The 22162-nt window shown below is 70.4% G+C and carries 23 protein-coding genes; 12 read left to right on the top strand and 11 right to left on the bottom strand.

Going from position 1 to position 22162, the window contains the following annotated elements; all coding sequences use genetic code 11:
• Both ACWIHT_RS37860 and ctaC read right to left on the bottom strand, forming a co-directional pair.
• Positions 1 to 599 (bottom strand): cbb3-type cytochrome c oxidase subunit I (locus ACWIHT_RS37860; protein ID WP_456173006.1); only part of this gene is annotated, 599 nt, incomplete at its 3' end.
• On the bottom strand, positions 596 to 1555 hold the full coding sequence (gene ctaC / locus ACWIHT_RS37855; RefSeq protein WP_200717620.1) for an aa3-type cytochrome oxidase subunit II: 960 nt from the start codon (positions 1553 to 1555) through the stop codon (positions 596 to 598). The genes ACWIHT_RS37860 and ctaC, both read right to left, overlap by 4 nt.
• Positions 1556 to 1840: 285 nt before the next feature.
• Here ctaC and ACWIHT_RS37850 point away from each other — a divergent pair, with 285 nt between their 5' ends.
• The gene (locus ACWIHT_RS37850; protein ID WP_456173005.1) at positions 1841 to 3208 is read left to right on the top strand and encodes an aminotransferase class V-fold PLP-dependent enzyme; all 1368 of its coding nucleotides are present in this window, start codon (positions 1841 to 1843) and stop codon (positions 3206 to 3208) included.
• A gap of 66 nt (positions 3209 to 3274) precedes the next feature.
• On the opposite strand, the gene ACWIHT_RS37845 is transcribed toward ACWIHT_RS37850, so the two are convergent.
• Positions 3275 to 4249: a carbohydrate kinase family protein gene (locus ACWIHT_RS37845; RefSeq protein ID WP_456173004.1), complete on the bottom strand. Its 975-nt coding sequence runs from the start codon at positions 4247 to 4249 to the stop codon at positions 3275 to 3277.
• A 131-nt stretch (positions 4250 to 4380) separates the two neighbouring features.
• Between ACWIHT_RS37845 and ACWIHT_RS37840 the strand changes: the two genes are divergently transcribed.
• Complete coding sequence (locus ACWIHT_RS37840; RefSeq protein ID WP_456173003.1) at positions 4381 to 4602, top strand: hypothetical protein; 222 nt, start codon at positions 4381 to 4383, stop codon at positions 4600 to 4602.
• A gap of 169 nt (positions 4603 to 4771) precedes the next feature.
• Positions 4772 to 6589, top strand: a complete 1818-nt coding sequence (locus tag ACWIHT_RS37835) for a hypothetical protein (RefSeq protein ID WP_456173002.1) — start codon at positions 4772 to 4774, stop codon at positions 6587 to 6589.
• A gap of 100 nt (positions 6590 to 6689) precedes the next feature.
• Here ACWIHT_RS37835 and ACWIHT_RS37830 read toward each other — a convergent pair whose 3' ends face one another.
• A complete protein-coding gene (locus ACWIHT_RS37830; RefSeq protein WP_456173001.1) occupies positions 6690 to 7046 on the bottom strand; it encodes an iron-sulfur cluster assembly accessory protein in 357 nt (118 codons plus the stop codon).
• 330 nt (positions 7047 to 7376) lie between these two features.
• Here ACWIHT_RS37830 and nadA point away from each other — a divergent pair, with 330 nt between their 5' ends.
• On the top strand, positions 7377 to 8561 hold the full coding sequence (gene nadA, locus ACWIHT_RS37825; RefSeq protein WP_456173000.1) for a quinolinate synthase NadA: 1185 nt from the start codon (positions 7377 to 7379) through the stop codon (positions 8559 to 8561).
• A 10-nt stretch (positions 8562 to 8571) separates the two neighbouring features.
• On the opposite strand, the gene ACWIHT_RS37820 is transcribed toward nadA, so the two are convergent.
• The 4 genes from ACWIHT_RS37820 to ACWIHT_RS37805 form a co-directional block, all read right to left on the bottom strand.
• Positions 8572 to 9255, bottom strand: coding sequence for a response regulator (locus ACWIHT_RS37820; protein ID WP_456172998.1), 684 nt, complete (start codon positions 9253 to 9255; stop codon positions 8572 to 8574).
• Positions 9252 to 10481, bottom strand: a complete 1230-nt coding sequence (locus tag ACWIHT_RS37815; RefSeq protein ID WP_456172997.1) for a sensor histidine kinase — start codon at positions 10479 to 10481, stop codon at positions 9252 to 9254. The genes ACWIHT_RS37820 and ACWIHT_RS37815 overlap by 4 nt, the downstream gene beginning before the upstream one ends.
• An 81-nt stretch (positions 10482 to 10562) precedes the next feature.
• Positions 10563 to 10841 (bottom strand): PspA-associated protein PspAA, encoded by a 279-nt coding sequence (gene pspAA / locus ACWIHT_RS37810; RefSeq protein ID WP_200716464.1) that lies wholly within the window; start codon positions 10839 to 10841, stop codon positions 10563 to 10565.
• Positions 10842 to 10875: 34 nt separating this feature from the next.
• Entirely contained in the window at positions 10876 to 11676 is an 801-nt protein-coding gene (locus ACWIHT_RS37805) for a PspA/IM30 family protein (RefSeq protein WP_200716465.1), read from the bottom strand.
• 287 nt (positions 11677 to 11963) lie between these two features.
• On the opposite strand from ACWIHT_RS37805, the gene ACWIHT_RS37800 reads away from it, so the two are divergent.
• From ACWIHT_RS37800 to ACWIHT_RS37790, 3 genes are all read left to right on the top strand, one after another.
• Positions 11964 to 12566 carry a DUF3043 domain-containing protein gene (locus tag ACWIHT_RS37800; protein ID WP_456172996.1) on the top strand — a complete coding sequence of 201 codons (603 nt, stop codon included), beginning with the start codon at positions 11964 to 11966 and terminating at the stop codon, positions 12564 to 12566.
• Between the two features lie 83 nt (positions 12567 to 12649).
• A complete protein-coding gene (locus ACWIHT_RS37795) occupies positions 12650 to 13351 on the top strand; it encodes a class I SAM-dependent methyltransferase (protein WP_456172994.1) in 702 nt (233 codons plus the stop codon).
• A 92-nt stretch (positions 13352 to 13443) separates the two neighbouring features.
• Positions 13444 to 14532, top strand: a complete 1089-nt coding sequence (locus ACWIHT_RS37790) for a S1C family serine protease (RefSeq protein WP_456172992.1) — start codon at positions 13444 to 13446, stop codon at positions 14530 to 14532.
• A 43-nt stretch (positions 14533 to 14575) separates the two neighbouring features.
• On the opposite strand, the gene ACWIHT_RS37785 is transcribed toward ACWIHT_RS37790, so the two are convergent.
• Positions 14576 to 14788 (bottom strand): hypothetical protein, encoded by a 213-nt coding sequence (locus tag ACWIHT_RS37785; protein ID WP_019075820.1) that lies wholly within the window; start codon positions 14786 to 14788, stop codon positions 14576 to 14578.
• A gap of 235 nt (positions 14789 to 15023) precedes the next feature.
• On the opposite strand from ACWIHT_RS37785, the gene ACWIHT_RS37780 reads away from it, so the two are divergent.
• Positions 15024 to 16226 (top strand): bifunctional adenosylcobinamide kinase/adenosylcobinamide-phosphate guanylyltransferase, encoded by a 1203-nt coding sequence (locus ACWIHT_RS37780; protein WP_456172990.1) that lies wholly within the window; start codon positions 15024 to 15026, stop codon positions 16224 to 16226.
• Here ACWIHT_RS37780 and ACWIHT_RS37775 read toward each other — a convergent pair.
• Complete coding sequence (locus tag ACWIHT_RS37775; protein WP_456172989.1) at positions 16215 to 16739, bottom strand: methyltransferase domain-containing protein; 525 nt, start codon at positions 16737 to 16739, stop codon at positions 16215 to 16217. The two genes, ACWIHT_RS37780 and ACWIHT_RS37775, sit on opposite strands and share 12 nt — an antisense overlap.
• A 137-nt stretch (positions 16740 to 16876) precedes the next feature.
• Here ACWIHT_RS37775 and cobT point away from each other — a divergent pair, with 137 nt between their 5' ends.
• The 3 genes from cobT (at position 16877) to ACWIHT_RS37760 (ending at position 20469) form a co-directional block, all read left to right on the top strand.
• On the top strand, positions 16877 to 17968 hold the full coding sequence (gene cobT / locus ACWIHT_RS37770; protein ID WP_456172988.1) for a nicotinate-nucleotide--dimethylbenzimidazole phosphoribosyltransferase: 1092 nt from the start codon (positions 16877 to 16879) through the stop codon (positions 17966 to 17968).
• Positions 17969 to 18037: 69 nt separating this feature from the next.
• Entirely contained in the window at positions 18038 to 19804 is a 1767-nt protein-coding gene (locus ACWIHT_RS37765) for a phosphatidylglycerol lysyltransferase domain-containing protein (RefSeq protein ID WP_456172986.1), read from the top strand.
• Positions 19801 to 20469, top strand: coding sequence for a hypothetical protein (locus tag ACWIHT_RS37760; protein WP_456172985.1), 669 nt, complete (start codon positions 19801 to 19803; stop codon positions 20467 to 20469). Before ACWIHT_RS37765 ends, ACWIHT_RS37760 begins: the two co-directional genes overlap by 4 nt.
• 18 nt (positions 20470 to 20487) lie before the next feature.
• Here ACWIHT_RS37760 and ACWIHT_RS37755 read toward each other — a convergent pair whose 3' ends face one another.
• Entirely contained in the window at positions 20488 to 21255 is a 768-nt protein-coding gene (locus ACWIHT_RS37755) for a hypothetical protein (protein ID WP_456172984.1), read from the bottom strand.
• 60 nt (positions 21256 to 21315) lie between these two features.
• Between ACWIHT_RS37755 and ACWIHT_RS37750 the strand changes: the two genes are divergently transcribed.
• Positions 21316 to 22092: an adenosylcobinamide-GDP ribazoletransferase gene (locus ACWIHT_RS37750; protein ID WP_456172982.1), complete on the top strand. Its 777-nt coding sequence runs from the start codon at positions 21316 to 21318 to the stop codon at positions 22090 to 22092.
• Positions 22093 to 22162: the final 70 nt, after the last annotated feature.

Below are 22162 nucleotides of genomic sequence, written 5' to 3'. Positions count from 1 at the left end.
ATGCAGATGATCGTGGTGATGAAGTTGACCGCGCCGAGGATCGTGCCGAAGCCGGAGAAGGCCAGACCCATGATCCACATGTCGGCGCCGATGCCGGGCGAGCGGACCGCGTCCGACAGCGGGCTGTAGGCGAACCAGCCGAAGTCGGCCGCACCCTGCGGGGTGAGGAAGCCGCCGACCGCGATGGTCGAGCCGAACAGGTAGAGCCAGTAGGCGAACATGTTCAGCCGCGGGAACGCCACGTCGGGCGCGCCGATCTGGAGCGGCATGATCCAGTTCGTGAAACCGGCGAACAGGGGCGTCGCGAACATCAGCAGCATGATCGTGCCGTGCATCGTGAACGCCTGGTTGAACTGCTCGCTCGACAGGATCTGTAGACCCGGCCGCGCCAGCTCGGCGCGCATCAGCAGCGCCATGACGCCGCCGATCAGGAAGAACGCGAACGACGTGACCAGATACAGCGTGCCGATCGTCTTGTGGTCGGTGGTGGTGAGCCACTTGATCACGACGTTGCCGGGTTGCTTGCGCCTTACCGGCAGCTCATCCGCGTAGTGGGACTCTGCTGCCGCGGCACCCTGAGGTTCGTTGAGGATGCTCACAGGTTGTTCGTCTCCCGGTTCTTCTCGTGGCTCGTCTGCGCGATGCCAGCGGGGATGTAACCGGTCTGCCCCTTCTTGGCGAGGTCCTTGAGGTGCTGCTGGTAAAGCTCGGGGGAGACGACCTTCACGTTGAACAGCATCCGGGAGTGGTCGACACCGCAGAGCTCGGCGCACTTGCCGAGGTAGGTGCCCTCCTTGGTGGGAGTCACCTGGAAGGCGTTGGTGTGACCCGGGACGACGTCCATCTTCATGAGGAACGGCACCACCCAGAAGTCGTGGATGACGTCACGCGAGGTGAGGACGAAGCGGACCGTCTCGCCCTTGGGGAGCCAGAGGGTCGGACCCGGGTTACCGGTCTGCGGGTTCTTCGTGGCGGGCGTACCGACGTCGTAGACACCGCCGGCGTTCGCCGGGAAGTCCTTCTTGAACCGGTCCGGAATGGCGGCCAGGTTCTTGTCGGTCGTCGCGTCGCCACTGACACCGTCGACGTTCTCGATGTAGTTGAAGCCCCAGCTCCACTGGAAGCCGACGACGTTGACCGTCACGTCGGGCTTCTTGTCGAGGCTCAGGAGCTTCGTCTCATCGCGGGCCGTGAAGTAGAACAGCACCGAGACGATGATGAGCGGAACAACCGTGTACAGCGCCTCGATGGGCATGTTGTACCGGGTCTGCGGGGGGATCTCGACCTTGGTGCGGCTGCGCCTGTGGAACACGACGCTCCACATGATCAGGGCCCACACCAGGACGCCGACGGCGAGCGCGGCAGCCCAGGATCCCTGCCACAGGGAGAGGATCCGCGGACCCTCCTCCGTGGTCGGGGTGGGGAAACCAAGGCGAGGGAAGTCCTTGGATGTGCAACCGGTCGCGGTCGCCAGGACCAGGCCCGCAGTCATTGCCTGCAGCAGCTTCCGCCGCATCGGGCGCCGCGGCGAGCGGTCGGAGCCGTTGGGACTCACGTAGCGCCTTCCCGAGAGTCTCGCCCGCGCGGATTGGCTGCGGCCTGCCTTCACGCGGGTCGGTCGCCGCCCTGCGTCGGGCAGGGGTTTGGATGTTTATGCGGACCAAACCCTAGCCGACGCCTTCCAGGGGTTCGCGGGGAGGGTGGCATACGCGCCGGGGGTTACTCCGGGCGCCTAATAGCTCGGGGGTTGGGGTGATTTGGGCGGGTGGGGGGTGCGTTGTGGCTTGTCGCGCAGTTCCCCGCGCCCCTTCTTGACTCGCCCGCGATTTAACGTTGCCGTGTGTCCTACTTCGATGCCGCCTCCTCCGCTCCCCTCCATCCGGTCGCCCGGCAGGCGCTGTTGGCGTCTCTGGACGAAGGGTGGGCGGACCCCGCTCGGTTGTACCGGGAAGGACGTAAGGCGCGGTTGCTGCTCGACGCCGCGCGGGAGGCCGCCGCCGAGGCCGTCGGGTGTCGGCCCGACGAGCTGGTGTTCACCACCTCGGGTACTCGGGCCGTGCACACGGGAATTGCGGGGGCTCTGGCGGGACGGCGGCGCGTCGGACGTCACCTGATCGTGTCAGCGGTTGAACACTCTTCCGTGCTCCATTCGGCCGAGAGCCTGGTGGCGGCGGGCGGTTCGGCGACCGAGGTTCCCGTGAACCGGACGGGCGCGGTGAGCGCGCGGACCTACGGCGAGGCCCTGCGCCCGGACACCGCGCTGGCCTGTCTCCAGTCGGCCAACCACGAGGTGGGGACGGTACAGCCGGTCGCCGAGGTGGCCGACGTGTGCCGGGCGGCCGGGGTGCCGTTGCTGGTCGACGCGGCGCAGTCGCTGGGGTGGGGGCCGGTCGAGGGTGCCTGGTCACTGCTCACGGCGAGCGCGCACAAGTGGGGCGGACCGGCCGGCGTCGGCCTGCTGGCGGTACGCAAGGGCGTGCGCTTCGCGGCCCAAGGCCCCGTCGACGAACGGGAGTCGGGCCGCTCCCCCGGCTTCGAGAACATCCCCGCCATCGTGGCCGCGGCGGCCTCCCTGCGCGCGGCCCGCACGGAGGCGACCGAGCAGGCGCTACGGCTACGGGAGCTGACGGAGCGGATCCGGGCCCGGGTGCCGCGGTTGGTGCCGGACGTGGACGTGGTCGGCGATCCGGTGCGGCGACTGCCCGGGATCGTCACCTTCTCCTGTCTCTATGTCGATGGAGAGACTCTCCTGCACGAACTGGACCACGCCGGTTTCTCCGTCTCGTCCGGATCGTCCTGCACGAGCAGCACGCTGACGCCCAGCCATGTGCTGAAGGCGATGGGGGTGCTGAGTGAGGGAAACGTGCGGGTGTCGCTGCCGCCGGGAACGACGGAGGAGGACGTCGAACGTTTCCTCGCGGTGCTGCCGGGGGCGGTGGCGGGGGTGCGGGAGAAGTTGGGGGCGGGGGTGCCGCTGGCGGTCGTAGAGAAGGACTCGATCGTCGTGGACGCCCTCGGCAAGCGTTGCCCGATCCCGGTCATCGAACTGGCCAAGGTCATCGGCGATGTACCGATCGGCGGCACGGTCCGCGTCCTGTCCGACGACGAGGCGGCACGGCTGGACATCCCGGCGTGGTGCGAGATGCGGGACCAGGAGTACGTGGGGGAAGAGGAAGGCCCGGCATACGTAATCCGCCGGACCGGCTGAGCGCCCCGTTAGGGGCGCGGGGAACTGCGCGACCAGCCCCCACGCACCCGCGGACAACAATCCAGCTCAGCCCAGGTACTTACGAACCTCCACCGCCGCGTCATCCCCATACGCCTTGGTGAACCGCTCCATGAAGTGCCCACGAGACACCTGGTACTCCTGCGTACCCACCGTCTCGATGACGAGAGTCGCCAGCATGCAGCCGACCTGCGCCGCCCGCTCCAGCGAAACCCCCCACGCCAGCCCCGAGAGGAACCCCGCACGGAACGCGTCGCCGACACCCGTGGGGTCGGCCTTGCGCTCCTCCTCCGCGCAGCCGACCTCGATCGGGTCCGCGCCGACGCGCTCGATACGAACGCCACGCGAGCCGAGCGTGGTGACGCGGTGGCCGACCTTCGACAGGATCTCCTCGTCGCTCCAGCCGGTCTTGGACTCGATGAGTCCCTTCTCGTACTCGTTCGAGAAGAGGTACGCCGAGCCCTCCAGCAGGATGCGGATGTTGTCGCCGTCCATGCGCGCGATCTGCTGGGAGAAGTCTGCGGCGAAGGGGATGGAGCGGGTCCGGCACTCCTCCGTGTGGCGGAGCATCGCCTCGGGGTCGTCGGCGCCGATCAGGACCAGGTCGAGACCGCCCACGCGGTCGGCGACTGTCTTCAGTTCGATCTGGCGGGCCTCGCTCATCGCGCCGGTGTAGAAGGAGCCGATCTGGTTGTGGTCGGCGTCGGTCGTGCACACGAAGCGGGCGGTGTGCAGCGTCTCGGAGATACGGACCGAGTCGGTGTCGACGCCGTGGCGGTCGAGCCAGTCGCGGTACTCGGCGAAGTCGGAGCCGGCGGCACCGACCAGGATCGGCCCGGTGCCGAGCTGGCCCATGCCGAAGGCGATGTTGGCGCCGACGCCGCCCCGGCGTACGTCGAGGTTGTCGACCAGGAAGGAGAGCGACACCGTGTGCAGCTGGTCCGCGACCAGCTGGTCGGCGAAGCGGCCGGGGAAGGTCATGAGGTGGTCGGTGGCGATGGAGCCGGTGACTGCGATGCGCACGGCGAGGACTCTCCTGAGGGAGGCTGCGTTGACAGTTCACGCTACCCGGTCGGCCCGGCGGCTCTGAAGCGGCCAAAACTACCCGATAGTAGATCTTTCTTCGCGAGGTAAAGCGTGCGTACGGTGCCGCTATGACGAACCTCAAGGTCGACGGCCCCGTTCCGGTCCATCTCGAAGGCGAAGGTGCGGCGGACCTCGCGGCGCTGCGCGGCGACTGCGCGCGGATGGCTCCGCACTGGACGGTTCCCGACCGGATCGTCGCTCTTCCGGTGTCCCCGTCCCTCATCCACGGCGTGTCGGTACCGTCGAAGTCGGCTCGGCTGCTGGACGCCATGGGCGAATACGGCGACTAGTCCGGAGCTCGTCGGCTCGATCGGCGCGTTCGGGGGAACCGTGCGCTCCCCCGCTGCGTCCCATCGCTGTCCCCCGTAAAGGGGATGCGGGATACGACCCTTCCGCCTGCCGCTTTGACAGGGGCGGGTCAGGGTCATGGGACAGTTGCGCAGCCGAAGGAGCGATGCGGTGAACACCGAGCGACCCGACAACGAGGACGCGATCGGCGCCTCCGATGATGTGCCGGGCGTGGGGGACGCCGCGAAGGGCGCCGTGGAGGGGCCCGAGGTCGAGGACACCGGGGCCGACGGAGAAGTGGCCGACGACGAAGGTGCCGTTTCCGAGGAGTCCGGCCGGCCGGAGGGGACGGAACCCGAGGAGGCAGCGGTCGAGGAGACAGAACCCGACCCCTCGGAACATCCCGTCCCGGTGACATCCGATGCGCAGCCCGACCAGCCGGAAACCTCGAACGCCTCGGACGCCTCGGACGCCTCGGACGCCTCTGAGATCTCCGAGATCTCCGAGATCTCCGACCGCACCGACGACGAACACCCGCCGCGGTCCCGCTCCCGCTCCCCCCTCGTCATCGCCTCCGTGGCAGCCGCCGTACTCCTCGTCGGGGGTGGCGGGGCGTACCTCGCGTCCTCCTCCTCGTCCTCCGACGGTTCGGGGGACGGGACGGGATCCGCGGCGTCCGGTGCCGACGGCACTCCCCCGCCGCTCGCGCTCGACGGGTACGCGACGGGCGGTACGGGCGGTACGAACGGGATCGCGTCCGGGGAGCCGAATCCGTACGGCGAGACCTACAAGGCCCAGGGCACTCTGCCCGCCGGGCCCGGCTCCGCGGCCGTCTACTCACCGGAGGGTGCCGTCGCCAAGGACGATGTGGCCCGGCTCGCGAAGGCGCTCGGTGTCGTGGGGACACCGGTGGCCGAGGGGCAGTACTGGAAGGTCGGCGGGCAGGACGGCAGCGGGCCGAGTCTCCAGGTGAACAAGGCGGCGCCGGGCCTGTGGACGTTCAACCGCTACGCGCCCGGCACCGACAACTGCACCGACACCCTCAAGTGCGCGCAGGATCCCGGCACTTCGGCCACCGACCCGGTGAGTGTCACGGTCGCGAAGCAGGCCGCCGCGCCGATCCTCAAGGCCGTCGGCCAGGACGACGCGAAGGTGGACGCGAGTCAACTCATGGGCGCGCAGCGGATGGTGAACGCCGAACCGCTGATCGGCGGGCTGCCCACGCACGGTTGGACGACCGGGCTGACAGTCAGCGCCCAGGGTGAAGTGGTGGGCGGGAGCGGGCAGTTGGCGGCGCCGATGAAGGGTGACGTCTATCCGGTGCTGAGCGCGCGAAAGACGCTGGCCCTGCTGAACGCGGCGCCGGGGACCGACCACCGCATGGGCATCGGCGGCTGCGCCAGTGCCGTACCGCTGAAGGACCGGCTGGAGGCGCCCTGCGGTTCGTCGACCGCGGTCTCCGCCTCGCCCGCGCAGGCCGCGGCGACCGTCGAGCACGCGGTGTTCGGGCTCGCCGCGCACTCCGTGGCCGGGAAGCAGACGCTCGTACCGTCCTGGCTGTTCGAGGTGAAGCAGTCGGGTGGGCAGGACAGCTTTACGGTGACGTATCCGGCGATCGATCCGAAGTATCTGGCCTCGGCCGGTACGCCCGCTCCGACTTCGACCTCGACGGCGACCGCGGCTCCGCACGATGTGAAGGCGGACGGCTACTCGGCCGACGGGAAGAGCCTCACCGTGGCCTTCACCGGCGGGGTGTGCGCCGACTACAAGGTGGCGGCCTCGGAGAGTTCGGACCAGGTGACGGTCACGGTGACCGCGACGCCGTGGCCGAACAAGGTCTGCATCATGATCGCCAAGATCTACCACCGGACCGTGCAGTTGAAGGCGCCGCTCGGCGACCGGGCGGTCGTGGGTCCGGACGGCAGGGCGATCCCCGTGGAGAAGAGCACCCAGCCGACGGCGGGCGCGGGGCCCTCGCTGGCCCGGTAGGCACTCAAGCACTCCCGCACGGGCATCGGAAAAGCCCGAAGGCGGCGGCCCTGTCGGAGGGGGCCGCCGCCTTCGCCGTACTACAACTGCTCGGTGGGGCTTAGCTGAACGAGTCGCCGCAGGCGCAGGAGCCCGTCGCGTTCGGGTTGTCGATCGTGAAGCCCTGCTTCTCGATGGTGTCGACGAAGTCGACGGACGCGCCACCCAGGTAGGGAGCGCTCATGCGGTCGGTGACCACCTTGACGCCACCGAAGTCCTTGACGACATCGCCGTCGAGGGAGCGCTCGTCGAAGAAGAGCTGGTAGCGCAGGCCCGAGCAGCCACCAGGCTGCACGGCGACGCGCAGGGCCAGGTCGTCCCGGCCTTCCTGGTCGAGCAGGGCCTTGACCTTCGCCGCGGCGGCGTCGGACAGAAGGATGCCGTCGGTGACGGTGCTGGTCTCGTCCGATACGGACATCTACATCTCTCCCGGGTTGTACGGAGACTGCTTGCCGACGAGTTCAACCGCCGGGGCCGCGGATTCATTCCGGACCACGTCCGGTGTCTTTCCGTCGGCACCTCCCTCCATGCTCGCACACCCCCGCAAGGTCCCCCGCTGAGCGCGTATCGAGCGCGTATCCAACGCCTGCCAGGCACCTGCCGGGCGTCTGCCGGGCGTCTGCCGGGATTGATGTCACATCGACGCTATGGCCATCGTCAAACTGACGTGAAGCGGTTATGATAGATAACGTCAATTCGACGAAAAGGCCCCACCGGGCCGGTCCGCAGAACAGAAAGGGTGCGTGTCGTGACCACCGCCCAGACCCAGGAGCTCGACGTTCAGCCGACGCCCCTCGCCCTGCTGCTGCTCGGCCGCGAGGCCGACCCGAGGAGCGAGCGCGGTGTCGAGTGCCCCGGCGACCTGCCCTCGCCGTCCGACCCGAACCTGGTCGAGCGGGCCCGCGCGGCCAAGGAGAAGCTCGGCGACAAGGTCTTCGTGCTCGGCCACCACTACCAGCGCGACGAGGTCATCCAGTTCGCCGACGTCACGGGCGACTCCTTCAAGCTGGCCCGGGACGCCGCCGCGCGCCCGGAGGCCGAGTACATCGTGTTCTGCGGTGTGCACTTCATGGCGGAGTCCGCGGACATCCTGACCGGCGACGACCAGAAGGTCGTCCTGCCGGACCTCGCGGCCGGCTGTTCGATGGCCGACATGGCCACCGCCGAGCAGGTCGCCGAGTGCTGGGACGCGCTGACCGAGGCGGGCATAGCCGAGCGGGTCGTACCCGTCTCGTACATGAACTCGTCCGCCGACATCAAGGCGTTCACGGGCAAGCACGGCGGCACGATCTGCACCTCGTCGAACGCGCAGCGCGCGCTGGAGTGGGCCTTCGAGCAGGGCGAGCAGGTGCTGTTCCTGCCCGACCAGCACCTCGGCCGCAACACGGCCGTCCGCGACCTGGGCATGAGTCTCGACGACTGTGTCGTCTACAACCCGCATAAGCCCAACGGGGGCCTCACCACTGACCAGTTGAGGGCCGCGAAGATGATCCTGTGGCGCGGACACTGCTCGGTGCACGGCCGCTTCTCACTGGAGTCGGTGGAGGACGTGCGCGCCCGCATCCCCGGTGTCAACGTCCTGGTCCACCCGGAGTGCAAGAACGAGGTCGTGGCCGCGGCCGACTACGTGGGCTCAACGGAGTACATCATCAAGGCACTTGAGGCGGCCCCGGCCGGTTCGAAGTGGGCCATCGGCACCGAGCTGAATCTCGTACGACGGCTCGCGAACCGTTTCGCGCCCGAGGGCAAGGAGATCGTCTTCCTCGACAAGACGGTCTGCTTCTGCTCGACGATGAACCGCATCGACCTCCCCCACCTGGTCTGGACCCTGGAGTCCCTCGCCGAGGGCAACCTCGTCAACCGCATCGAGGTCGACAAGGAGACGGAGGCGTTCGCCAAGCTGGCACTGGAGCGGATGCTGGCGCTGCCGTAGGGCTGCCGGGTTATTCCACTCGCGGCCGGACCAGCCCCGACTCGTAGGCGATGACGACGAGTTGGGCCCGGTCGCGGGCGCCGAGTTTGGCCATGGCGCGGTTGACGTGGGTCTTCACCGTCAGGGGGCTGACTTCGAGGCGTTCGGCGATCTCGTCGTTGGAGTGGCCGCCCGCGACCTGGACGAGGACCTCGCGTTCGCGGACGGTGAGGGCTTCGAGGCGTTCGGCGCGGGCCGGGTCGCGGTCCTCGTCCAGGTCGCCCTGGGCGAGGAAGCGGGCGATCAGGCCCTTGGTCGCCACGGGGGACAGCAGGGCCTCGCCGGCCGCGGCGACCCTGATCGCGCTGAGGAGTTCCTCGGGTTCCGAGCCTTTCCCCAGGAAGCCGGAGGCGCCCGCGCGCAGGGACTGCACCACGTAGTCGTCGACCTCGAAGGTCGTCAGTATGACGACCCGGACGTGGGCGAGCGACGGGTCCGTGCTGATCATGCGGGTGGCGGCGAGGCCGTCCGTGCCGGGCATCCGGATGTCCATCAGCACGACATCGGCCCGCTGTTCCTTCGCCAGCCGTACGGCCTGCGCGCCGTCCGCGGCCTCTCCCACGACCTCCATGTCGGGCTCGGAGTCGACGAGTACGCGGAAGGCGCTGCGCAACAGGGCCTGGTCGTCGGCGAGCAGGACACGGATCGTCGTCATGCGGGGTCCCCCGAGGCGCGTGGGCGGGTCTTGACCGGCAGGATCGCATGGACGCGGAAGCCGCCCCCGTACCGGGGACCAGTGGTGAGGGTGCCGCGCAGGGCGGTGACCCGCTCGCGCATGCCGAGCAGGCCGTGGCCGCCGCCGGAGTCGGGGACCTCCTCCTCGCCGGACTCGCCGGAGCCGTTGTCGAGGACGGTGACCTCCACGTTCGGGCCGACCCGTACGACGCTCACCTCGGCCTTGGCTTCGATCCCGGCGTGCTTCTGCACGTTGGTGAGAGCTTCCTGGATGACGCGGTAGGCGGCCAGGTCCACGGCCGCGGGGAGCGTGGTGCCGTTGTCGGCGCGGGCGACCAGGACCTGGAGGCCCGCGCTGCGGAAGGTGCCGGCGAGTTCTTCGAGACGGTCGAGGCCGGGGGCGGGTTCGGTGGGGGCCTCGGGGTCGCCGGACTGGCGCAACAGGCCGACGGTGGCGCGGAGTTCGTTGAGCGCGGAGCGGCTGGCCTCGCGTACGTGGGCGAGGGCTTCCTTGGCCTGGTCGGGGCGCTTGTCCATGACGTGCGCGGCGACTCCGGCCTGGACGTTGACCAAGGCGATGTGGTGGGCGACCACGTCGTGCAGGTCGCGGGCGATGCGGAGGCGTTCCTCGGCGACCCGGCGGCGGGCCTCCTCCTCGCGGGTGCGTTCGGCGCGTTCGGCGCGCTCGCGGATGGCGTGCACGAATTCCTTGCGGCTGCGTACGGCGTCTCCGGCGGCGGCGGCCATGCCGGTCCAGGCGAAGATGCCGAGGTTTTCCTGCGCGTACCACGGGAGGGGGCCGCCGAGCATCGCGGCGCCGGTCAGCACGGTCATCGTGAGCAGGCCCACGCGCCAGGTGGTGGAGCGGTCGGTGGTGACGGCGACGGTGAACAGGGCGACCACGGCGCACATCGCGACCGGGGCGCGGGGGTCGCTGGTGACGCTCTCGACGAGCGAGGCGGTGGCGGTGACGGCGAGGACCAGCATGGGGGCGCGGCGGCGGCAGACGAGCGCGGCGGCGCCGACCGCCATGAGGACCAGGCTGAGGGGGTCAGGGGTGCGGATGCCCCAGCTGACGCCGTGCCCGCCGTGCGGGTCCACGAACGACCCGGCCACCATGCACACGAGCACCGCGGCGGCGAGCACCGCGTCCAGCGCGGAGGGGTGCGCCTTCGCTTGGCAGCGGGCTCGGTCGAGAACGCTCATGCTGGCACCGTACGGCGTCCCTCCTGGGGGCTGTGCCCCCAGACCCCCAGCGGGCTGAGTGCGGTCACCGGCGTTGAAAGGTCACCCCGGGATCAAGCCGTCGTCGCTCAGCAGGTCCCGGACCTCCTCCAGCGTCGCGTCCGGGGACGGGAGGATCAGTTCCGACGGCTCCAGGGAGTCGTCCGGGAGCGGCTCGCCCAGTTCGCGGACCTTGGCCAGGAGGGCCTGGAGGGTCTCGCGGAAGGCGGGGCCGTCGCCGTTCTGTACTTCCCTCAGGAGTACGTCGTCCAGCTTGTTCAGCTCGGTGAGGTGGCCGTCGGCCAGCCTCACCTGCCCCTCCCCCATGATCCGTACGATCATGTCGCCCTCCTCAGGCGTGGGCCGTCACATCACGTCACTGCTTGTCGAAGCGCGGGGTGTCCTGCGGCTGGGAGGAGGACTGCGACTGGGACTGGTCCTTGCCGCCCTCGATCGCCTGCTGCGAGGCCGAACCTCCGGCCAGCTCCGCCTTCATCCGCTGAAGTTCCAGCTCTACATCCGTACCACCCGACAGCCGTTCCAGCTCGGCCTGGATGTCGTCCTTGGCCATGCCGGTCGGGTCGTCCAGGGCTCCGGAGGCGAGCAGTTCGTCGATGGCGCCGGCGCGGGCCTGGAGCTGCTGGGTCTTGTCCTCGGCGCGCTGGATGGCAAGCCCGACATCGCCCATCTCCTCGGAGATGCCGCTGAAGGCCTCGCCGATCCGGGTCTGTGCCTGGGCCGCCGTGTACGTGGCCTTGATGGTCTCCTTCTTCGTACGGAAGGCGTCCACCTTGGCCTGGAGGCGCTGGGCCGCGAGGGTGAGCTTCTCCTCCTCGCCCTGGAGGGTGGTGTGCTGGGTCTCCAGGTCGGTCACCTGCTGCTGGAGCGCGGCCCGGCGCGAGAGCGCCTCGCGGGCCAGGTCCTCACGGCCCAGCGCGAGCGCCTTGCGGCCCTGGTCCTCCAGCTTCGAGGACTGCGACTGCAACTGGTTGAGCTGGAGCTCCAGACGCTTGCGTGACGTGGCGACGTCGGCCACACCCCGGCGCACCTTCTGAAGCAGCTCCAGCTGCTTCTGGTACGAGTAATCGAGGGTTTCGCGCGGGTCCTCGGCCCGGTCAAGGGCCTTGTTCGCCTTCGCGCGGAAGATCATCCCCATACGCTTCATGACACCGCTCATGGGCTTCGCGCGCCCCCTTCTGACGGACTCCAGCTCCAGCGACTGCAACAGAACCCACAGTACGGGCCCTGCATCCATTACCGCACTGTTCGGGGACGGATGCGCTCATCCCCAAGGACGACTGCCTACGGTCCCGCTCCGGCGTAAGGAGTAGGTGTTCCCCGGGTAACAACCCGGAGCCGCCCGTCTGCGTCGCCCCCCTTGTCCCCCTACAGACGACTGGTGTTGCCGGATCGTTCCCCACCGGACTGGGGTCCAACCGCATCCACCCCGTAAGCTTGGGTTTTGTGTTCCGTAGCCGTGCCAAGGAAGAGAAGGCCGCGACCGCCGACCAGGCTTCGCCGACCGACTCCAAGCAGCCCCGAGACCCGCAGGCCCCCAAGGGTCGGCCCACGCCCAAGCGCAGTGAGTCGCAGACCCAGCGCCGCAGCGTGGCCAACACCACGCTGACGCGCAAGGACGCCTCCAAGCGCCAGCGCGACGAGCGGCGGGCGCAGATGGAGAAGCAGCGCTCGGCGCTGGCCGGCCGCGGCAACGAGCGGGATCTGCCGCTCCGCGACAGGGGCCCGGTCCGCAAGTTCGCGCGTGACTACATCGACTCGCGCATCAACGTGGCCGAGTTCTTCCTGCCGATGGCCGTGGTGATCCTCGTGCTCAGCGTGGTGCAGGTGCCCGCGCTACAGAACATCGCGCTGCTGCTCTGGCTCGTGATCATCGTCCTGATCGTGGTCGACTCGTTCCTGAACGTGTTCCGGCTGCGCAAGCGGCTCGCCGAGCGCTTCCCGGGCCAGGACACCAAGGGCACGGTCTGGTACGCGATGATGCGCTCCCTCCAGATGCGCCGACTCCGGCTGCCGAAGCCGCAGGTCAAGCGCGGAGAGAAGCCCTGAGCGCGGACTCCTTCTCCGGGGGCGCGGCGGACGCCTGGCTGGCAAGGCTGGGCGGGCTGCGGGATGTCGTACGACAAGAGTTGGTGGCCCGGCAGCTCGACGAGCAGATAGCCGGGCGCTATCCCGTCGGGCAGCGGCTGCGGGTGCTCGACGTCGGGATGGGGCAGGGCACGCAGGCGCTGCGGCTGGCCCGGGCCGGGCATCAGGTGACCGGGCTCGAACAGGAACCAAGGATGATCGCCGCGGCCCGTGCGGCCCTGTCCGGCGAGCCGGAGGGCATCCGGGAGCGGGTGCGGATCATCGAGGGCGACGGCCGGGACACGGGCGTGCACTTCCTGCCGGGCAGTTTCGACGTCGTGCTCTGTCATGGCGTACTCATGTACGTGTCCGAGCCCGATCCGCTGCTCGCGGGTCTTGCCCGGATGCTGGCGCCCGGCGGGCTCTTGTCCCTTCTCGTGCGGAACGCCGACGCGCTGGCGATGCGGCCCGGGCTGTCCTGGGACTGGGCGACCACGTCGACCGCTTTCGACTCGACCGCGTACCGCAACCGGCTCGGCCTGGATGTGCGGGCGGACCGGCTGGGCACCCTGACGGCGACGCTGGCGGGGATCGGGGCGCCGCTCCAGGCCTGGTACGGCGTGCGGGTCTTCACCGACACCGCGCCCGAAGGGGTCGAGATCCCGGCGGACGTCGAGCCGCTGCTGGCCGCCGAGGAGCGGGCCGGGCGGACGGATCCGTATCGCTCGGTGGCCGCGCTGCTGCATCTGTGCGGCGTGCGGGGCTGAGCGCGGGCACACGGGCTCACGGGCTCACGGCGAGGGGCCCGTTCGGGTCAGCAGCACAAGCCGGGCATTCACCCCAAAGAGACACTCGGCGTATGGACTCTTCCCGTACCCGTACCCGAACCCGTACGCGTGCCCTCCGGCCCATGGCTCTTCTCGTCTGTTCGCTCGCGCTGGTCGCCGGGTGCGGTGGTTCGGGATCCTCCTCGAAGAAGGACACCTCGACCGCACAGGCCGCACAGGCCGCCGTGCCGATGGCGAGCGACGACCTACAGAGCGACTACCAGAAGGTGATCAAGGAGGTCCTGCCGTCGGTCGTGCAGATCCAGGCCAGCAGCGATCTGGGGTCGGGGGTCGTGTACGACGACCAGGGACACATCGTCACCAACGCGCACGTCGTCGGGAACGAGAAGACCTTCAAGGTGACCACCGCGAACAGCGAGGACGTGCTCACCGCCAAGCTCGTCTACTCGTATCCCGAGCAGGACCTGGCCGTCGTCAAGCTGGACAAGGTGCCGGACGGGCTGAAGGCGGCGGCCTTCGCCGACTCGTCCAAGGTCGAGGTCGGGCAGATCGTCCTCGCCATGGGCTCGCCGCTGGGACTGTCGTCCAGCGTGACGCAGGGCATCGTCTCGGCGACCGGACGGACCGTCAGCGAGGGCAGCAGCGACGGGGGTACGGGCGCGACCATCGCCAACATGGTGCAGACCTCGGCGGCGATCAACCCCGGCAACAGCGGGGGCGCGCTGGTCAACCTCGACGGGCAGGTCATCGGCATCCCCACGCTCGCGGCGACCGACCCCAGCTTCGGGGGCGGGGCCGCGCCGGGTATCGGGTTCGCGATCCCGTCCTCGATGGTGAAGACGGTCGCCGACCAGATCGTCAAGGACGGCAAGGTGACCGACTCGGGGCGGGCCGCGCTCGGCATCACCGGCCGTACGGTCGTCGACGACAGCTACCGGGCGGCCGGGGTGGCCGTGGTCGCGGTCAAGAGCGGCGGGGCCGCGGACAAGGCCGGCATCCGGGCCGGGGACATCATCACGAAGCTCGGCGACACGGGGATCAGCACGATCACCTCGCTGTCGGAGGCGCTGGCGTCCGACAAGCCGGGGCAGAAGACGACGGTGACGTACACGCGGAACGGTGCGTCGAAGAAGGTCGATGTGACGCTGGGCGAGCAGTGAGGGAGGGGGCGGCCGGTTTCCCTCCGACCGCCCCTCCCCTCCGTTACGCCTCCTCGGCGTGCAGGCTCATCGGGCCGTAGATCTCCGTGGAGTCCTCGAACAGCCGTACCTGGTCCGCGCCACCCGCGACGAGGTCCTTCCACACCTCGCCGAGCCAGGACTCCGCGTCCCCCTGCGTGGTGAACTCCTCCGGCGGGACCGCGGGTTCGACCTCGGTCCCGTCGGACTTCTCGAACCGCCAGATCCATGCCGCCATGTACGCCTCCAAGGTCTCAGCGCATGCAGAGCAGAAGCCGGATCTTGGTCCGGCTTCTGCCAAGCACCCTATTCGCTCCGGTGGGTGAGTGGTGGATGAGCTGCGGATATTCGGCCGGGTGCGGGTCGGTGGGGGCTGGGCGCGCCCCGCGGCGGAGCCGCAAATGTCACAGCCCCGCGCCCCTTAGGTGAGTCCAGGTCGCGCGTGTCTACAAGTCAACGGAGAAAATCGACCCGTGGAACTCACTCTGCTCGGTACCGGTGCCCCCGCGGGGCTCCCCCGTCTCGACTGCCCTTGTGCGGCCTGTGCCGTTTCGCTCGGGGTGGATGCCCGGGCCGCCACCGCCGTGCTCGTGGACGGGACGCTGTTGCTCGATCTGACGCCGGGCGCGGCCTTCGCGGCGGCTCGGGCCGGGCATTCGCTGGGGGGTGTGCGGCAGGTGCTGTTGTCGCATCCGCACGACGGGCCCGCCGTGGAGGTGCCGGTGGGGCTGCCGCAGCCGGGGCGGGTGCCGGACGGACGGCAGCTGGCGTTGCTGACGGGGCACCGGGTGCGGGCGGTGGCGATGGACGCGCCGGGTACTGGGTACGCCGTCACGGGGCCCGATGGGCAGCGCGTGTTGTATCTGCCGCCCGGGGCCGCCCCGGCCGGGCTTGAGGAGGGGGGCGTCGAGTCGTACGACATGGTGCTCGCCGATGTCGTGGGGCGGCCGGACGCGCTGGCCAAGCTGCGGGCGGTGGGGGCGATGGGGCCCGCGACCGATGTGATCGCCGTGCATCTCGACCACGACGTGCCGCCGGGCGCGGAGTTGACGCGGCGGCTGGCCGCCGTGGGGGCGCGGGCCGTGCCGGACGGGTCGACGCTGACCGTGGGGGTCTACGAGGACGTGCCCGATGTGCCGCGGCGGACGCTGGTGCTGGGCGGGGCGCGGTCCGGGAAGTCGGTGGAGGCGGAGCGGCGGTTGGAGGCGTTCCCCGATGTGCTGTACGTCGCGACCGGCGGCTCGCGCAACGGGGACACCGAGTGGGCCTCGCGGGTCTCCGCGCACCGGGAGCGGCGGCCGGGGTCGTGGCGTACGGCGGAGACGTGCGACCTGGTGCCGTTGCTGGTGGCGGACGGGCCGCCGTTGCTCATCGACTGTCTGTCGCTGTGGCTGACGGACGCGATGGACTCCGTGGGGGCGTGGGACGACACGGAGTGGGGGGACGGCGGGGAGAAGCGACTCCGGGAGCGGGTACGGGAGTTGACCGCCGCGGTGCGGGCCACCCGGCGGACCCTGGTCGCCGTGTCGAACGAGGTCGGTTCGGGGATCGTGCCGGCGACCGCGTCCGGGCGCCGGTACCGCGACGAGCTGGGGCGGTTGAACGCGGCGATCGCCGGTGAGTGCGAGCACGTGTTGTTGGTGGTTGCCGGGCAGGCGCTCGCGCTACGGGGCTGAGGGCTTCCGGCGCGCGATCAGTCGCTGCGGGGCCGGGAGCCGGTCCGGGACTCGGCGGTGTTCCGGGACGATCTCGCAGTCCTGGGAGGCCAGTTGGGCGCGCAGGTCGTCCGACCCGGCTTCCAGCAGGAGGAGGCCGCCGGGGCGCAGGACCGTGAGGGCCGCGTGGAGTTCGGCGGCGGGGTCGGGGGCGGGGGTGCGGTCGCGGAGGAGGGTGACGACGTCGTAGCGGGCGTGCAGGGCTGAGGTGATGTGCGGGTCGGTGAGGTGGCCGGCGTAGGCCTCCTCGATGCGTTCGGCGGCGCGGGCGCGGACGACTCGGGGGGTGGGGTCGAGGCCGTCGAAGGACGTGTACGGGAAGAGTTCCTTCGCGGTCTCGGGGAAGTGGGCGTCGCCCGTGCCGACGTCGAGCCAGCTCTCCGGTTCGGGGAGCAGGCGCAGGATCGCGCGGGCCAGTGTCCGGTGACGGCGGCGCTCGTCGAGGGCGCTGACGCGGGTGCGCAGGCTGTTCATGGCGGCTCCCGGGGGCGTACGACAATACGGTGCAAAACGATACGTACGGGATGCCGATCCTGGAGGCAAGGACGTCCGGGGCGCGTGGTGGCCATGTGGCTCTGTCGCGCGCGATCGCTGCCGGTACTGTTCGGCGAATGAGCTCGCTTAATCTCGACGACTTCACCGATCTGATCGAGCGCCCCGACGGCGGTGTGCGCCGTGACGCCGAGGCGCGGCGTGAACGTCAGATCGTGCCGCCCGGGTCGCTGGGCCGACTCGACGAACTGGGTGAGTGGCTGGCGGCGGCGCAGTCCTCCGTGCCGGTGCGGCCGGTCGAACGGCCGCGCGTGGTGTTGTTCGCGGGCGACCACGGAGTCGCCGAACTCGGCGTGTCCGCACGGCCCGCGGGCACCGCCGACCAGTTGGTGCGGTCGGTGCTGGAGGGCGGCAGCCCGGCGGCCGTACTGGCCCGGCGGCTCGGGGTGCCGGTGCGGATCGTGGACATGGCCCTGGACTGCGAGCCGGACGCGCTGCCCGACGAGGTCGTGAAGCACCGCGTACGGCGGAGCAGCGGGCGGATCGACATCGAGGACGCGCTGACGCTGGAGGAGGCGACGGCCGCGTTCGAGGCGGGTGTCGCCGTCGCGAACGAGGAGGCCGACTCCGGTACGGATCTGGTGGTCCTCGGCGATGTGAGCGTCGGCGGCACGACCCCGGCCTGTGTGCTGATCGCCGCGCTGTGCGGGACCGACGCGTCCGTGGTCACCGGGCGGGGCGGGCTCGCGATCGACGACCTGGCGTGGATGCGCAAGTGCGCGGCGATCCGGGACGCGCTGCGCCGGGCCCGGCCGGTGCTGGGCGACCAGTTGCAGCTGCTCGCGACGGTGGGCGGGGCCGACCTCGCCGCGATGACCGGGTTCCTGCTTCAGAGTGCCGTACGGAAGCTGCCGGTGATCCTGGACGGGGTCGTGGCCGCCGCCTGTGCGCTGGTGGGTCAGCGGGTCGCGTTCCGGGCGCCGGACTGGTGGCTGGCCGGGCAGAACAGCGGGGAGCCGGGGCAGGCGAAGGCGCTGGACCGGATGGCGCTGGAGCCGCTGCTCGACCACGGCGTGACCGTCGGCGAGGGCGCGGGCGCGCTGCTCGCGCTGCCGCTGGTGCAGGCCGCGGCGGCGCTGGCGGCCGAACTCCCGCTCAAGCCGGAGGAGAAGACCGAGGAGCCGGTCGAGGTCGAGAAGCCCGAGGAGTGATCCGAGCGTGATCGTTGCGGCGACGGAAAAGAAACGTTCGCCGCAACAACACCCATATGATCCTCCTTCATGGGAGATGTCCGAGTCGGGCCCGTTCAGGAACGTCACAGCACAGGCGCCTCGCGGCGGGCCGCGGCCTTCGCCGTCTGGTATCTGCGGGCCGTCGCGTTCATCAACTTCCTCAGCGCGGCGTGGGTTTCGCTGGGGCAGGACGTACGACGGCACAACCAGGAGAACTTCTTCACGCCGTATCTGCTGACGGCCGGCTTCGCCTCCGGCGTCTTCACGGCGTTCCTCGCCATCACCATGCGGCGCCGCAAACGCGCCGCGTGGATCCTGAACCTGGTGGTCAGCGGGCTGTTCCTGGCGCTGTTCGGGTTCGCGATGTCGTTCCAGGAGATCCGCCAGTACACGCAGAACTGGATCTCCCTGGGCCTGACCGCCGCGTTCGTCGCCGCGCTGCTGGTGGGCCGCCGGGAGTTCTACGCGAAGGGCGACCGGTCCAACCCCCGGCTCGCCGCCGTCGTCGCCGTCGGCGGCACGCTGGTCGCCTCGCTGCTGGCCGCGCTGCTGGTGACGGTCACCAACAAGGCGCACGACGCGTCCCGTTCGACGTTCCTGGAGCGCTGGCACTACGGCTCGTTCCGGCTGGTCACGATCGACGCCCCGGAGAACCGCTTCCCCGGGATCTGGACCCCGAACTGGGTCAACGTCGCCATCAACGTGCTCAGCACCGTCCTGGTCCTCGCCGTCTTCTACGCCGCGTTCCGCTCCCGGCGAGCCGTCGACCCGCTCACCGAGGACGACGAGAAGAAGCTGCGGGCGCTGCTGGAGCGGCAGGGCGAGCGGGACTCGCTCGGGTACTTCGCGCTGCGCCGGGAGAAGAGCGTGGTGTGGTCGCCGACCGGCAAGGCCGCCGTCGCCTACCGGGTCGTGGGTGGGGTGTCGCTGGCGTCCGGTGATCCGATCGGCGACCCCGAGGCGTGGCCCGGCGCGATCGAGCCCTGGCTCGCGGAAGCCCGCGTTCACGGATGGATTCCGGCCGTCATGGGCGCGAGCGAGGAAGCGGGCACCGTCTACGCGCGGCACGGGCTCGACGCCCTCGAACTCGGTGACGAAGCCCTCGTCGAGGTCGCCGACTTCACCCTTGAGGGCCGCGCCATGCGGACCGTACGGCAGGCCTACAACCGGGTGAAGCGGGCCGGTTACACGGTCCGGATCCGGCGCCACGAGGACATTCCGGCCGAGGAGATGGCGTATCTGCTGAAGCGGGCCGACGACTGGCGGGACGGGGCCACCGAGCGCGGGTTCAGCATGGCGCTGGGGCGGCTCGGGGACCCGAACGACGGGCGGTGCGTGATGCTCGAATGCACCGACGGGGACGGCGAGTTGAGGGCGGTGCTGTCCTTCGTGCCGTGGGGTCCGCACGGGCTGTCCCTCGACCTGATGCGCCGGGACCGCGACTCCGACAACGGACTCATGGAGTTCATGGTGATCGAACTCCTCCGCCGCGCCCAGGAAATCGGAATCACCCAGGTATCGCTCAACTTCGCCATGTTCCGTTCGGTCTTTGAACGGGGGGCGCGGATCGGCGCCGGACCGGTGCTGCGGCTGTGGAGGTCACTCCTCAGCTTCTTCTCCCGGTGGTGGCAGATCGAGTCGCTGTACCGCGCCAACGCCAAGTACCGGCCCATCTGGGAACCCCGGTTCCTGCTCTTCGAGAAGAGCGCGGACCTGCTGCGCATCGGCCTCGCGTCGGCGCGCGCGGAAGGGTTTCTGGAGGCGCCGGGACTGCCGAAGTGGCTGCACCGCAAGCACCTGGAGACGCACAGATGAACCGCCTCGCCCGCTGGGCCCGCGCCGAATGGGGACTGCTCTACGTCACCGTGCGCGAGCCGCTCCTGAAACGGCGCCGGCGGGCGATCCCGATGACGATCGGGGCGGTGCTGCTGACGGCGGCCCTGCAATTCGTGCAGAACCAGTCCTGGGGTTACCAGTTCGTGCAGGACGCGGGCGCGGTCCGGGCCGAGGACCCGCTGTGGCTGGCCCTCCTCCGCACCCCCCTCTCCCTCTTCGTACCGGCCCTCGACCTCCCCGTGTGGGGCGCCCTGGCCCAGATCCTGTTCGTCTTCGGCATCGCGGAGATCTGCCTCGGCCGCTGGCGCACCCTGGTCATCGCCTACGCCGCGACCCTCGCCGGCACGCTGTACGCGCGGCTGGGCATCTGGCTCGGCTTCGACAACCCCTTCGGACTGCCCGGCTCGGACCGCCTGGTCGTGGACACGGGCCCCTCGGCCGCGGTGGTCGGCCTCGCGGTGTTCGTCGCGTGGCGCTACGGCGCGTACGCGACGGCGCTGGCCGTGACCGGCGCGATGGCCATCGAGGTCATGCTGAAGGGCAACCTCGCGGGCAAGGAACATCTGGCGGCGATCATCGCGGTGGGGCTGCTGTGTCTGGTGTCGGCGCTACGGCACAGGCGACTGCGGGTGCGCGTGCGGTAGGCGCGGCGGAGGGCTCGGTCACTGTCGGCCGGGGATCCGCACCGGATCCGGGTCCGGCTTGCCGCCGATCCAGTCCTGGAAGGCACGGCGCGGGCCCGCCCAGCGGCGGTCGTGGTGGTAGGCGCGGAGGGTCGAACGGGCCCGGGCCCGGTGGCGGCGCTTGCGGTAGAAGCGCTTGGCCCAGGGGGAACCCGGGCGGGCCAGCCGGATCGCGCCGACGAGGGCGACCAGCGGGACCAGGACGCCGAAGACCGCCGTACGCGCCTTGCCCTTGCTCAGGGCGATGAGGGAGAAGAGGAAGTTGACCGCGACGCTGACGATCACGCCTGCGCGGTCGTGGAGTTCGGCGGCGGTGAGGTCGTTGACACCGAAGGGCGAGAAACCCGCGAGGACGAACCCGACCAGGGCCGCCGTGAGAACCACCGCCTCGACGCTCTTGCGGCCCGCCTCGGTCCAGTACACGTCGTCGAGGTAGAGGATCAGCGCGAACTCGTCCAGGACCAGGCCCGCACCGATGCCGAAGACGATCGCGAACAGGGCGGACCCGACGCCGTAGCGCGTGCTGGCCACCGCGCCGAAGCCGCCGAGCACGGAGAGGACCACGCCCGGGACGACGTGGTGGATGTGCACGTCACCCGCCTTGATGTTGCCGAAGGGGCCCTTGCCCGCGCGGATCAGGCGGGTGATGACACGGGTGATGACGAACGTCAGGACGAAGGCGGTGAGCGCGAGGAGCAGGGGCAACTTGCCCGGCTCGACGATGTTGCGGTGCAGCCAATGTCCCATATGCGCACTTTAGCGATGGGCGCCGGGGCCGCCCCGTCGACCGCCGGGTAACCTGCGCCGGTGTCCAAGACCCCGCCCCTCGACGGCCTCCGCTTCGCGTTCGGCACGCTGACCGTCCTCCCGGTCAGGGTGACGCGCTGGGACCGGGAGGCCGCGCGCGCCGGGATGATGGCGGCGCCGGTTGTCGGGATGGCCGTCGGTGCGTGCTCGGCGGGGCTCGGGCTGTTGCTGCTGTTCCTCGGCACGGGCCCGCTGCTCGCCGCGGTCGCCACGGTCGCCGTGCCCGCCGTACTCACTCGGGGCCTGCACCTGGACGGGCTCGCGGACACCGCCGACGGGCTCGGCAGCGGAAAGCCCGCGGAGGACGCGCTGCGGATCATGAAGCAGTCGGACATCGGACCGTTCGGGGTGCTCAGCCTCGTCTTCGTCCTGCTCGCCCAGGTGGCCGTGCTGGCGCAGCTCTACGGCGACTCGTGGGGGCGGGGGGCGGCCGCGGCGGTCGTGTCCGCGGTCGCCGCGCGGCTCGCGTTGACCTGGGCAGCTCGTGCCGGGGTGCCTGCGGCTCGGCCGGAGGGGCTGGGGGCGGCGGTCGCGGGGGTGGTGCCGGTTCGTCGGGCACTGGGCCTGGGGGTGGGGATCGTGGTCGTGGGGTGGGCGTGCGGGGTGGCTCTCGGGACCTATGGGATCGCGCCCGCGTTCGTGGTGGCGCTGGTCGCGGCCGAGGTTCTTCTGCGGCACTGTCGGCAGCGGTTCGGCGGGATTACCGGGGACGTGTTCGGGGGGCTCGCGGAGACTGCCGCGACGACCGCGCTCGTGGTGCTTTCGCTGGGTGGGTGAGTGCGGGATCGCCGCGGTCGGTCGCGCCGGCGCGATCGAGAAGCGGCCGCTCCGGTTCCGCCACGTGAAC

It is taken from the genome of Streptomyces sp. NPDC002276 (assembly GCF_053891435.1).
This window is presented reverse-complemented; position numbering and strand designations above follow the sequence as displayed.